The organism is Curtobacterium sp. 18060 (assembly GCF_902706105.1).
In the GTDB taxonomy this organism is placed as follows: Bacteria; Actinomycetota; Actinomycetes; order Actinomycetales; family Microbacteriaceae; genus Curtobacterium.
The window spans coordinates 1-11,998 of record NZ_CACSJV010000031.1 but is presented as its reverse complement, the minus strand read 5'-3'; the positions used below and the strand labels follow the sequence as shown (position 1 = coordinate 11,998).

12 protein-coding genes are annotated in these 11,998 nt (G+C 70.6%); all 12 read left to right on the top strand.

All coding sequences use genetic code 11. The annotated features are described in order from the left end of the window. The first annotated feature begins 91 nt into the window (after nt 1-91). The 12 genes from tatA to GVL05_RS13630 all read left to right on the top strand — a co-directional run bounded on the left by tatA (nt 92) and on the right by GVL05_RS13630 (nt 11,922). Nucleotides 92-379, top strand: coding sequence for a twin-arginine translocase TatA/TatE family subunit (gene tatA, locus GVL05_RS13680; RefSeq protein WP_123293839.1), 288 nt, complete (start codon nt 92-94; stop codon nt 377-379). A gap of 115 nt (nt 380-494) precedes the next feature. Further along, nucleotides 495-1,895, top strand: a complete 1,401-nt coding sequence (locus GVL05_RS13675) for an MFS transporter (RefSeq protein ID WP_159573459.1) — start codon at nt 495-497, stop codon at nt 1,893-1,895. Nucleotides 1,896-1,948: 53 nt separating this feature from the next. Continuing rightward, entirely contained in the window at nt 1,949-4,117 is a 2,169-nt protein-coding gene (locus GVL05_RS13670; protein WP_159573458.1) for an ATP-dependent Clp protease ATP-binding subunit, read from the top strand. Nucleotides 4,118-4,206: 89 nt separating this feature from the next. Continuing rightward, on the top strand, nt 4,207-4,761 hold the full coding sequence (locus GVL05_RS13665) for a DUF2231 domain-containing protein (RefSeq protein ID WP_159573457.1): 555 nt from the start codon (nt 4,207-4,209) through the stop codon (nt 4,759-4,761). 55 nt (nt 4,762-4,816) lie between these two features. After that, nucleotides 4,817-4,939, top strand: a complete 123-nt coding sequence (locus tag GVL05_RS20275; protein WP_260154542.1) for a hypothetical protein — start codon at nt 4,817-4,819, stop codon at nt 4,937-4,939. A gap of 6 nt (nt 4,940-4,945) precedes the next feature. Beyond that, nucleotides 4,946-5,599 (top strand): response regulator transcription factor, encoded by a 654-nt coding sequence (locus GVL05_RS13660; RefSeq protein WP_131881221.1) that lies wholly within the window; start codon nt 4,946-4,948, stop codon nt 5,597-5,599. Continuing rightward, the gene (locus GVL05_RS13655; RefSeq protein ID WP_159573456.1) at nt 5,596-6,762 is read left to right on the top strand and encodes a HAMP domain-containing sensor histidine kinase; all 1,167 of its coding nucleotides are present in this window, start codon (nt 5,596-5,598) and stop codon (nt 6,760-6,762) included. The genes GVL05_RS13660 and GVL05_RS13655 overlap by 4 nt, the downstream gene beginning before the upstream one ends. A 47-nt stretch (nt 6,763-6,809) precedes the next feature. Continuing rightward, a complete protein-coding gene (locus GVL05_RS13650; RefSeq protein ID WP_159573455.1) occupies nt 6,810-7,349 on the top strand; it encodes a hypothetical protein in 540 nt (179 codons plus the stop codon). Continuing rightward, entirely contained in the window at nt 7,346-8,407 is a 1,062-nt protein-coding gene (locus GVL05_RS13645; protein ID WP_159573454.1) for a peptidoglycan-binding protein, read from the top strand. Before GVL05_RS13650 ends, GVL05_RS13645 begins: the two co-directional genes overlap by 4 nt. Beyond that, nucleotides 8,404-9,126 carry an ABC transporter ATP-binding protein gene (locus GVL05_RS13640; protein WP_159573453.1) on the top strand — a complete coding sequence of 241 codons (723 nt, stop codon included), beginning with the start codon at nt 8,404-8,406 and terminating at the stop codon, nt 9,124-9,126. Before GVL05_RS13645 ends, GVL05_RS13640 begins: the two co-directional genes overlap by 4 nt. Further along, nucleotides 9,123-10,313, top strand: coding sequence for an ABC transporter permease (locus GVL05_RS13635; RefSeq protein ID WP_235035986.1), 1,191 nt, complete (start codon nt 9,123-9,125; stop codon nt 10,311-10,313). Before GVL05_RS13640 ends, GVL05_RS13635 begins: the two co-directional genes overlap by 4 nt. A gap of 283 nt (nt 10,314-10,596) precedes the next feature. Beyond that, nucleotides 10,597-11,922, top strand: a complete 1,326-nt coding sequence (locus tag GVL05_RS13630) for a sugar ABC transporter substrate-binding protein (protein WP_131921340.1) — start codon at nt 10,597-10,599, stop codon at nt 11,920-11,922. The last annotated feature ends 76 nt before the right edge of the window (nt 11,923-11,998 follow it).

Genomic DNA, 11,998 nt, shown 5'->3' with positions numbered 1-11,998 from the left:
GGGAGAGTTACGATGGGGGGAACACGGACTTCCGCCGCGTGGGTCGAAGAAGACCTGCGGACGGCGACCAGTTCCAGATCAAGGAGTCATGATGCTCGGAAACCTCGGCGGCGTACACCTGCTGATCATCCTCGGGATCGTCATCCTGCTGTTCGGCGCGACGAAGCTCCCGGCGCTCGCCAAGGGCCTCGGGCAGTCGATCAACATCTTCAAGAAGGAGATGACCGACGACGAGAAGAAGGCTCAGGCTGGCGACACCACGGTGCAGAACACCGCGGCCCCGACCAGCACCGTGCCGAACGCTCCCGCCGAGCCCGCTGCCGGTCCGATCCTGAACCCCGGCCCGAGCGCGCAGCCGAACACCGACTCCCGGCGCTAGAACACCAGCTCAGGACACCCAGCCCCGTCCTGTCGGCAGCCCCCGCGACCACTCCGGTCGCGGGGGCTTCGTCGTGCGGGGCGCGCAGCGGTCCGAGGGGGCGCAGGATGAGCACATGACCACTGCTGCACCCCGCGCGACCGCGCCGCTCCGGGACGACCGGCGCACCGTGCTCGTGGTGGCGATCCTGTCGTCGTTCGTCGTCGGGCTGGACTCGAGCGTGGTCAACGTGGCGCTCCCCGCGATCCGGCAGGAGCTCGGCGGCGGACTCGTCGTGCAGCAGTGGACCGTCGACGCGTACCTGGTGACGCTCGGCTCGCTCATCCTCGTCGCCGGATCACTGTCGGACGTGTTCGGCCGGGTCCGGATCATCACGTGGGGGCTCGTCGTGTTCGGGATCGCCTCGGTCGCGTGTGCGATCGCCCCGACGGGGGAGTTCCTGATCGTCTCGCGGGCGTTCCAGGGCGTCGGCGGCGCCCTGGTGACCCCGAGCGCGCTCGCCCTCATCGTGGCGGCGTTCCGCGGGGCAGCGCAGTCGAAGGCGATCGGCACGTGGACCGCCTGGTCGAGCGCGTCGACGATCCTCGGACCCGTGGTCGGCGGGCTGGTGGTCGACAGCATCGGCTGGCGGTGGATCTTCGTGCTGACCGCCGTCCCGATCGCGGTGACGATCCCGCTCGTGCTGCGGATCACCGGTGACGTGCACCCCGCGATCCGACCGCGCATCGACGTGGTCGGCGCCGTGCTGGCGGTCGTCGGAGTCGGTGGGGCGGTGCTCGGGCTCATCGAGCAGGAGCGGCTCGGGTGGGGCGCGCCCGTGGTGGTCACCGCGCTCGTGCTCGGTGCCCTGGCACTCGGGGCCTTCGTGCCGTGGGAACTCCGCGTGACCCGGACGACCGGTTCGCCGCTGGTGCCGCTCGCGCTGTTCCGGGCCCGCAACTTCGCGGTGGGCAACCTCGCCACCCTGTCGATCTACGGCGCCCTGAGCATGGTCTTCTTCGTGGTCACCCTGTTCCTGCAGGAGGTCTGGGGGTTCCCGGCCTGGCTCGCCGGCCTGGCGACGCTGCCCCCGACGGTGGTCCTGCTGCTGGTGTCCTCGGCCGTGGGCGGGCTGGCGGGACGGTTCGGGCCGCGCTGGTTCATGGCCGCGGGCCCGGCGGTGGCAGCGGTCGGTGCGCTCCTGATGCTGCTGGTCGGTGCGCAGCCGGACGGGTACTGGATCGCGGTGTTCCCGGGCCTCGTGCTCATCGGGTTCGGGATCGCGCTCATGGTGACACCGCTGACCAGCGCCGTGCTCGGGTCGGTGCCGCAGTCCGAGGCCGGCGTCGGGTCGGCCGTGAACAACGCGATCGCGCGGATCGCCGGGTTGGTGATGGTCGCGCTCGCGGGCGTGGTCCTCGGCGGCGAGATGAGCGTCGCCGGCCTGCACCGGGCGGTCGTCGTCATGGCGGTCCTCCTGCTGGCCGGCGCGGTCGTCAGCGCCGTCGGGATCCGGAATCTCCCGGCGCCGACGTAAGTTGAGTGCAGTAGACTCAAGTACAACACCACCGCAACGAAAGGACGGAACGCATGGCGAACCTCCAGGGTGCTCCTGACTCGCAAGAGCGACAGAAGACCGCCCTCGAGCAGTACGGCGTCGACCTGACGGCGATCGCTCGCAGCGGCAAGCTCGACCCGGTCATCGGACGCGACTCCGAGATCCGACGCGTCAGCCAGGTGCTCACCCGCCGCACCAAGAACAACCCCGTGCTCATCGGCGAGCCCGGCGTCGGCAAGACCGCCGTCGTCGAGGGGCTCGCGCAGCGCATCGTCGCCGGTGACGTCGCCGACTCGCTCAAGGACAAGCGGCTCGTCTCGCTCGACATCTCCTCGCTCATCGCGGGCGCGAAGTACCGCGGCGAGTTCGAGGAGCGCCTCAAGGCCGTGCTCAAGGAGATCAACGACTCCGACGGCCAGGTCATCACGTTCATCGACGAGCTGCACACCCTGATGGGCGCCGGTGGCGGCGAAGGGTCCGTCGCGGCCTCGAACATGCTCAAGCCGATGCTCGCGCGCGGCGAACTGCGGCTCATCGGGGCGACGACGCTCGACGAGTACCGCGAGTACATCGAGAAGGACGCCGCCCTCGAGCGACGCTTCCAGCAGGTCTACGTGGGGGAGCCCAGCGTCGAGGACGCCGTGGCGATCCTCCGCGGGCTCAAGGAGCGCTACGAGGCGCACCACAAGGTCACGATCAACGACTCCGCGCTCGTCGCAGCGGCCAGCCTGTCGAACCGGTACATCTCCGGCCGGCAGTTGCCCGACAAGGCGATCGACCTGATCGACGAGGCCGCCAGTCGGCTCCGCATGGAGATCGACTCCAGTCCGGTCGAGATCGACGAACTGAAGCGCAACGTCGACCGGCTGCGTGTCGAGGAGTTCGCGCTCAAGCAGGAGAAGGACGACGCCTCGAAGGCCCGGCTGGAGACCCTGCGGAACGAACTCCGCACGCGCGAGGAACGACTGGGCGAGCTCGAGCAGCGCTGGCAGGCCGAGCGGGCGAGCCTGAACCGCATCGGTGAGCTGAAGCAGCAGCTCGACGACCTGAACATGCGCAGCCAGCGAGCCCAGCGCGAAGCCGACTACGCGACGGTGTCGCGCCTGGAGTACGCCGAGAAGCCCCGGATCGAAGCGGAGCTCGCGGCCGCCGAGCAGGCCGAGTCCGCCGACCGCATGGTGAACGACAGCGTCACCGACGAGGACATCGCCGCCGTCATCGCGCAGTGGACGGGCATCCCGCTCGGCCGGTTGCTGCAGGGCGAGACCGAGAAGCTCCTGCACCTGGAGAACGAGCTCGGCCGCCGGATCATCGGGCAGCGCACCGCCGTGAACACCGTGTCCGAGGCCGTCCGTCGCACCCGCGCCGGCATCTCCGACCCTGACCGTCCGACCGGATCGTTCCTGTTCCTCGGACCGACCGGCGTCGGCAAGACCGAGCTGGCCAAGGCACTCGCGGAGTTCCTGTTCGACGACGAGAAGGCCCTCGTCCGCATCGACATGAGCGAGTACGGCGAGAAGCACTCGGTCTCGCGGCTGATCGGCGCCCCGCCCGGGTACGTCGGCTACGAGTCCGGCGGGCAGCTCACCGAGGCCGTCCGGCGTCGCCCGTACTCCGTCATCCTGCTCGACGAGATCGAGAAGGCGCACCCCGAGGTGTTCGACGTGCTGCTCCAGGTGCTCGACGACGGCCGGCTGACGGACGGGCAGGGGCGCACGGTCGACTTCCGGAACACGATCCTCGTGCTGACGTCGAACCTCGGCTCGCAGTTCATGACCGACCTGACGCTGACGGACGAGCAGCGCGACGACGCCGTGCGCGAGCTCGTGCAGCAGGCGTTCCGACCGGAGTTCATCAACCGCCTCGACGACATCGTGGTGTTCCAGGCCCTGACGGCCGACGACCTCGGTCAGATCGTGTCGCTCTACGTCGACCGGCTCGCCCGACGCCTGACCGACCGCCGGCTCGAACTCGCGGTCACGCCCGAGGCGCGCGGCTGGCTCGCCGAACGCGGGTACGACCCGCTCTACGGCGCACGGCCGCTCCGCCGCCTCATGCAGCGGCAGATCGACGACAAGCTGGCGCGCGCGATCCTGTCCGGTGACGTCCGAGACGGCGACACCGTCCGGGTCGACGTCGCCGAGGACGGCGACGGTCTGACCGTCGAGCCGTTCCAGCTGGCGGAGGTCGTCGAGGAGTAGGCGGCGGCCGCGGTGGGTGGGGTGACCGACGGGAGGCCCGGTGCCGGTTCCTGGGACCCGGCACGGGCCTCCCGGGTTGGCTGCAGGGCATGCCTGAGATCCGCGCGATCCGTCGCCTCACCGACACCGTCGAGCACTCGAGCGTGCTCGACAAGGCCGTCGACATCGACCGTTCGGTCGTGAACGCCCTCGCCCGGCCGAAGGCCCTGCGGCAGTTGCTGCACGGTGTGCCGTTCGGGCACCCGCTGCACCCGCTCATGGTGCAGGTACCGCTCGGGGCCTGGATCTCGGCCGCCGTGCTCGACGTGTTCGGCGGGAAGGGCAACGCGAAGGCCGCGAAGACCCTCGTCGGCGTCGGCCTGGTGTCGTCCGGCAGCGCGAGCCTCGCCGGGTACGTGGACTGGTCCGAACTCGACCGCGAGCAGCTGCGCACGGGATGGGTGCACCAGGCCGTCAACTGGGTCGGCATCTCGCTGTACGGCCTGTCGTGGTGGCAGCGCAAGAACGGCAACCACGGCGCCGGCAAGCTGCTCGGGTTCGCCGCGCTCGGTGTCGTGGGGGTGGGCGGGTACCTCGGCGGACACCTGGCGTACCGCCAGCGCGCCGGCGTGAGCGACCACGGTGAGGTGCCGTTCGACGCGTGACCACTGATACGGAAACGTTATGTGGACGAAACGCGGTACGTGAAATGCTCGACCCATGGATCGACTCAGCACCGACACCGTTCCCCTGACCGGCCTTCCCGCCCGCGGCGGCCTCGAGTTCATCGTCCACATCGACGAGGCGGCGGGGGTCGTGTCACTCGACCTCACCGCCGCGTGACCAGCCGTGCGGGTCCTGGTCGTCGATGACGAAGCAGCCCTCGCCGACCTCGTCGCGAAGGGCCTGTCGCGGCAGGACATGGCCGTCGACGTCACCTACCGTGGCGACCACGCCGACGAACTGCTGGCGGTGAACGACTACGACGTCGTGGTGCTCGACCGTGACGTCCCGGGGGTGCACGGCGACGAGGTCGCACGTCGGCTGGCGTCGCGCGGCAGCCTGACCCGCATCCTCATGCTCACCGCGGCGGCGACCCTGACCGACCGCGTCAACGGGCTCGAACTCGGCGCGGACGACTACCTCGCGAAGCCCTTCGAGTACCCGGAACTGGTCGCCCGGGTGCGCGCGCTCGGTCGGCGCAGCGTGGCCCCGGTCGCGCCCGTGCTCGAACGCGTCGGGATCGTCCTCGACACGAACCGTCGGATGGTCACCCGTGACGGCCGACCGCTCGACCTGACCTCGAAGGAACTCGGGGTGCTCGAGGCGCTCCTGCGAGCCGACGGTCGCATCGTCTCCGCCGAGGAACTGCTCGAGAAGGTCTGGGACATGAACATCGACCCGTTCACCGCTGCCGTACGGGTGACGATGTCGAAGCTCCGCAAGAAGCTCGGCCGCCCCGATCCGATCCGGACGGTCCCGGGCGAGGGCTACGCGCTGTGAGACGGCTCCGGCGGACCTGGAGCATCCGGGCCCGCACGGCGCTGACGTTCGCGCTCGCGGCGATGGCGCTCGCCACCGGGGTGGTGGTGTTCTCGAACGTGATGTCCCTGGCCGGGGTCGGTGCGGGTCTCGACACGACGGCGATCCGCGGTGCCTCCCCGGCGGAGACGTTCGTGACCGCCTCGCCGGTGCCGATCGGCGAGCGCTCGGCAGCGAACGACGCACCACCCTCCACCACGGTCGCGGTGGTCCGGCTCGTCGCCGTGCAGCAGTGGCAGTGGTCCGCGATCGGCATCGCCGGGGCGGGCCTCGTCGCCGGTGGCGTCGGGTGGCTGGTGAGCAGGCGCATGCTCCGACCGATCGACCGGATCACCGCGACGGCGAACCGGATCACGGCGTCGAACCTGCACGAACGCATCGCACTCGAGGGCCCGGACGACGAACTCCGACGGTTGTCCGGCACCGTCGACGACCTGCTCGACCGGCTGCAGACCGCGTTCGAGAGCCAGCGACGGTTCGTCGCGCAGGCGTCGCACGAACTCCGGACCCCGCTCGCGGTCCAGCGTGCCGCGATGCAGATCGGGTTGCACGACGGTGCCGGCGCCGATGACGTCCGAGTGGTGCGCGAGGAACTGCTCGCGCAGAACCGGCGCACCGAGCACCTCGTCGAGTCCTTGCTCGTGCTCGCGGAGGCCGATCGAGGGCTCGCAGGCGTCGGGACGTCGATCGACCTCGTGGCCATCGCCGACGAGGTCGTCGCGGGAGCCGCCGGGAGTGCGCACGAGGCGGGCGTGACCATCACCCACGAGGGCCGAGCCGCGCCTCCTGGCAGACCCACCATTACCGGTGAGCCGATGCTCGTCCGGCAGTTGCTCGTCAACCTCGTCGGCAACGCCGTCGAGTACAACGAAGCCGGCGGCTTCGTCCGCGTCACCACGCGCGGTGACGGCCTCGTCGTGGAGAACTCCGGGCCGGTCGTGCCGGACGAGGTCGCGCCACTGCTCGTCGAACCGTTCCGACGCTGCCCCGAGGTCGCATCCGGCGGCCGGCACAGCGGCCTCGGCCTGTCGATCGTCGCGTCCATCGTGCACGCGCACGGGTGGCGACTCGTCGTCACCGCGCGCCGTGAGGGCGGCCTGCGCATCGACGTTTCGTCGGTGTGACCCCACGCGTACCGGGGACGAAACACCGGGTCCGCTGTGCTGGTCCCATGAAGCCATCCACGAAACACTCCACCACCACCACCACCACCACCACCATCGTCGCCGTCGCCGCAGCCGTCGTGCTCCTGCCCGGCCTCCTCGCCGGCTGTTCCGGAGCGCCGTCGACCGAATCGACCGACACGGCCTCGGGCGGCGGCAAGGGGGCCGGGGCCTCGCTCGCGTCCTGCATGCGTGACCACGGGTACGACATGCCGGATCCGTCGTCGGGTGGGAACACCCTGTCCCTGTCGGCTCCCGACGGCATCGACGACGAACAGTGGAAGGCGGACCTGCAGGAGTGCATGGGCGACGCCGGAGCCGGTGAGGGGTTCCAGGCGGCGAAGCCCGCCGGGACGCCGGAACAGCGGAAGCGGATCGCGGAGTGCATCCGTGAGAACGGGTTCGCCGACTACCCCGATGGTGACGATGCGATGTCCACGTACCGGCCCGACGACCAGGACGCGTTCCAGGACGCGTCGTCGACGTGCTTCGACGAGGTCCTGGGCAAGGGCGGCAGCTCCGGTTCGAACACGACGGTGCAGCCGTGACGACCGTCCTGACCAGGCGTCGAGCGCTCGTCACGAGCGCGTGCCTCGTCGCGGTGCTCGCCGCAGGCGCTGGCACGTGGTTGTTCATCGACCTGCAGGCTGCGCCGTCCTCGGCAGCAGCCGAGTCCGGGAAGCAGCAGCACCCGACCGCCGCGGTCAAGAAGGGCGACCTGACGGACTCGAAGGTGTTCGCCGGGACCCTCGGGTACGGCACGGCCACCGGGGTCCCCGGCGCCGCCTCGGGCACGCTGACCTGGCTCCCCGCGCCCGGGCAGGTCATCAGGAGCGACGAGTTCCTGTACGCGGTCGACGAGCGCGGGGTGCGGGCGATGCACGGCACGGTGCCGATGTGGCGCTCGCTCGAACGCGGGCTGACGGGCACCGATGTGCAGCAGCTCAACGACAACCTCGCCGCGCTCGGGTACGACGTCGCGCAGGACGACTCCTTCGGCCCGCGGACGCAGCGCGCCGTGCGGCAGTGGCAGGAGGACCGGGGGCAGGAGGTCACCGGCGTGCTGACCTCGGCGGACATCGCGTTCGTCGACGGGGACGTGCGTGTCGCGACCGTCGACGGGAAGCTCGGCCAGCCGGCGGAGGGAGGGAGCGGCGACGTGCTCTCCGTCACGAGCACGAAGCGCATCGTCGTCGCCACCGTCTCACAGCGCGACGCCGAACGGCTCGCGGTCGGCACGGAGGTGCGGGTCCGGATCAACGGCGCCGGGGCACCGACGACGGGCGAGGTCACCGACGTCCAACCGAGCTCGGGAGACGACGCCGGGTCCAAGGTCGACGTGTCCGTCGCGTTCGACCCCGGCTCGCGACGGCTGCCCGCTGCGGCGTCCGCGCAGATCGACGCCGCGGGAGCCACCGAGAAGGACGTCCTCTCCGTGCCGGTCGCGGCACTCGTGACGACGGGGAACGGCGCGTACGCGGTGGACGTGGTGCGGCGCGACGGCACGACGAAGCGGGTTCCCGTGACCCCCGGGTTCATCGCCGACGGCCGGATCGCGATCACCGGGAAGGTCGCGGAAGGCGACCGCGTGGTGGTGCCGGGATGAGCGGCACGGGGCCGGTCCTCGCCCTGCGCGAGGTCACGAAGACCTACGGCGACGTCGGCGCGCTCCGCGGGGTGACGCTCGACGTCGCCGCCGGGGAGCTCGTCGCGGTCGTCGGTCCGTCCGGGTCCGGCAAGTCCACGATGCTCAACATCGTCGGGACCCTCGACCGTCCCACGCAGGGCTCGGTGTCGATCGCCGGGAACGACGTCGCGACCATGTCCGACAACGCCTTGTCCGCGCTGCGAGCCGAGCACGTCGGCTTCGTGTTCCAGCAGTTCCACCTGCAGGCCGGTGCCACCGCGGCGGAGAACGTCGCCGACGGGCTCCTGTACTCGGCGACCGGGCGACGTGAACGGCGCCGACGTGCCCACGAGGCACTGGAACGGGTCGGCCTCGGGCACCGCACCGACCACCGCCCGACCCAGCTCTCCGGGGGTGAGAAGCAACGCGTGGCCATCGCCCGCGCGATCGTCGGGAACCCCACGATCCTGCTCGCCGACGAGCCGACCGGCGCGCTGGACTCCGCCTCCGGTGCGGCGATCGTGACGCTCCTGCGTGCGTTGAACGCCGCTGGCACCACGGTCCTCGTCATCACGCACGACCTGGGCCTCGCAGCCTCGCTGCCGCGGCAGGTCCGGATGCGCGACGGTCTGGTGGAGCACGACTCGGCGGTCGGGCCGACTGGGGACATCGCCGCTGCCATCGGTGGTGGCCGGTGACCGGCGTGCGAGCACGGTTGGGTGCCGCTGACCTGCTCCGGCTCGGGGTGTTCGGGCTGCGCACCAGACCCGGCCGTGTCGTCCTGTCGGCGCTCGGCATCGCGATCGGCATCGCCGCGATGATCGCCGTCGTCGGGATCTCGTCGTCGAGCAAGGCGAAGCTCGACCAGGTGCTCGACGCCCTCGGCACGAACGTGCTCACCGCCACGCAGGCCCAGGGGTTCGGCGACGTGCCGCCGTTGCCGTCCACCGCACTCGAGTCGGCACTCCGCCAGGACGACGTGCAGTCGGCTGCCGCGGTCGGCACCGTGGTCGACGCGGCCGTCTACCGCAACGAGTTCATCCCGCCGCCGGAGACGAAGGGCATCGGCGTGATGGCGGCTTGGGGCGACGTGCCGCGCGTGCTCGGCGGCGAGCTCGGGTCCGGGCGCTGGATCGATGACTCGGTCGTGGCTCCGCCGCAGGTGGTGCTCGGTGCGGCCGCCGCAGCGGCACTCGGCATCGACCGGGTCCGTGCCGACAGCCGCGTCTGGATCGGCGGGCAGTGGGTGCAGGTGGTCGGGATACTGGAGCCGATCGCGCTCGCCGACGACCTGGACAGCCAGGTGTTCGTCCCCCGCGGCCTCGCCCGGCAGCTCGGGTTCGACGGGGCGCCGACCGCCGTCTACACCCGCGTCGACCCGTCGCGAGTCGCACCAGCACGGGACATCCTGGCGAATGCGATCAGTCCGGGGTCCCCGCAGGACGTCGGCGTGACCCGGCCGTCCGACGCGCTCGCCGCGAAGGACGCCACCGACGACTCGTTCACCGGGTTGCTGGTCGGCATCGGCGGTGTGGCCCTGCTCGTCGGCGGCATCGGCGTCGCGAACACGATGGTGATCACCGTGCTGGAACGTCGTGCCGAGGTCGGGGTGCGGCGAGCCCTCGGAGCGCGGCGGCGGAACATCCGCGACCAGTTCCTCGTCGAGTCGCTGCTGCTGTCGTTCCTGGGCGGGGTGGCCGGTGTGGTGATCGGGGTCGGGGTGACGGTCGCCTTCGCCCTGGCGCAGGGGTGGCCGGTGGCGATCCCGCTGTGGGCCGTCGGCGGCGGGCTCGGCGCGACCGTCGTGATCGGCGGTGCATCCGGGTGGTACCCGGCAGCGCGCGCAGCGCGCATCCCACCGACGTCCGCCCTGGCGGCCGTCTGAGGCCGTGGTGGTGATCCGGGAGGCCCGGTGCCGGTCTGCGGGACCGGCACCGGGCCTCCCGGTCGTTCCGTCCACCCCGTCGACGCGAGGCGCAGATCATGGCTGGTCATGACCAGTCGTGTCAAGCATTGGCGACGATCTGTTCGCCATCCGTGATCCCCCGGAAACACGCGGATCGAACCCGCTCACAGGGACCGATCCAACGGTTGACAAGGGCTCTCGGAAGGTCTTCTATTGCGAATACGCAACGACCTTTCATAAAGGCCGGACCAAGGGAGTCAACGTGACACGCACGCGTTTCGCCGCACTCGGTGCGCTCGGCCTGGCGGCCGCGCTCGCCCTCACCGGGTGCTCCGCCGGAAGCAACGGAGCTTCCGACGGCGGCACGAAGGCCATCGGCACACCCGATGGCAAGGGCAAGACCATCACCGTCTGGATGATGAACGGCGACCTGAGCGACAAGGTCCTCGACGCAGCTCAGAAGCAGTTCACGAAGGACACCGGGGCGAAGGTGAAGATCCAGACCCAGCAGTGGGACGGGATCACCACGAAGCTCACCACGGCGCTCGCCCAGGACGACGCCCCGGACGTGGTCGACCTCGGCAACACCCAGGTGCCGGTCTACGCAGCGGCCGGAGGTCTCATGGACCTCACGCCGTACCGCGACGAACTCAAGGACGGCCAGACCTGGCTCACCGGGCTCGAGGGGCCGGCCACGGTGGACGACAAGCTCTACGGTGCTCCGCTGTTCGCCGGCAACCGTGCCGTCGTCTACAACAAGAAGGTCTGGAAGGACGCCGGCGTCACCGACGTGCCGACCACCTACGACGAACTCACCGCCGACCTGGACAAGGTCAAGGCCGCCAACACGGCGAGCGACTTCTCCGCCTTCTACATGCCCGGCCAGTACTGGTACGGCGGGCTGCAGTGGGTCTGGGACGCCGGCGGCGAGATCGCCTCCGACAAGGACGGCAAGTGGACCGGGAAGCTCGACTCGGCCGATGCGGTCAAGGGTCTGACGGCGTGGAAGACGTTCCAGAACGACTACTCCGCGAAGTCGACGCAGGACATCAACACCGACAAGCCCTCGCAGAGCGACGTCTTCGCGCAGGGCAACACCTCGGCGTTCCTCGGCTCGGCGTGGGAGATCGGTTCGATCACCACCGCGAAGCCCGCGCTCGCCGACCAGATCGGCACGTTCCCGATGCCCTCGCAGACGGACGGCAAGACGCAGCCGGTGTTCCTCGGTGGCTCCGACCTCGGGATCCCGGCGAAGGCCGCCAACCAGGACCTCGCGCTGTACTACCTGAAGATCCTGACCTCGAAGGAGTTCCAGCAGGACCAGGTGTTCGGCGTGGACGGCTGGGAGCCGAACTCGACCGAGCTGCTCGACGCCGTGGCCGACGACGTCGACACCCTGCACAAGCCGTACTTCGCGGCAGCGGGCACGAGCCGTCCGACCCCGGCGACACCGGGCTGGGCGACCATCGAGGGCGACGCGTCGTTCCAGTCGATGTTCGCGGACATCGCCACCGGGCGGAAGTCGCCGGAGCAGGCCGCCGAGGGCTTCTCGAAGCACCTCACGACCGCGCTGAACGCGCAGCAGTAGTCGATGACCTCCACTGCAGAGCAGGCGACCGGTTCGGAGCAGTCCGAGCCGGTCGCCGGCGGCGGGGGGACCAGGG

What these genes read in the sequence shown, in the direction of transcription:
- tatA (WP_123293839.1), top strand. Translation starts at nt 92, where the DNA reads ATGCTCGGAAACCTCGGCGGCGTACACCTGCTGATCATCCTCGGGATC.
- GVL05_RS13675 (WP_159573459.1), top strand. Translation starts at nt 495, where the DNA reads ATGACCACTGCTGCACCCCGCGCGACCGCGCCGCTCCGGGACGACCGG.
- GVL05_RS13670 (WP_159573458.1), top strand. Translation starts at nt 1,949, where the DNA reads ATGGCGAACCTCCAGGGTGCTCCTGACTCGCAAGAGCGACAGAAGACC.
- GVL05_RS13665 (WP_159573457.1), top strand. Translation starts at nt 4,207, where the DNA reads ATGCCTGAGATCCGCGCGATCCGTCGCCTCACCGACACCGTCGAGCAC.
- GVL05_RS20275 (WP_260154542.1), top strand. Translation starts at nt 4,817, where the DNA reads ATGGATCGACTCAGCACCGACACCGTTCCCCTGACCGGCCTTCCCGCC.
- GVL05_RS13650 (WP_159573455.1), top strand. Translation starts at nt 6,810, where the DNA reads ATGAAGCCATCCACGAAACACTCCACCACCACCACCACCACCACCACC.
- GVL05_RS13640 (WP_159573453.1), top strand. Translation starts at nt 8,404, where the DNA reads ATGAGCGGCACGGGGCCGGTCCTCGCCCTGCGCGAGGTCACGAAGACC.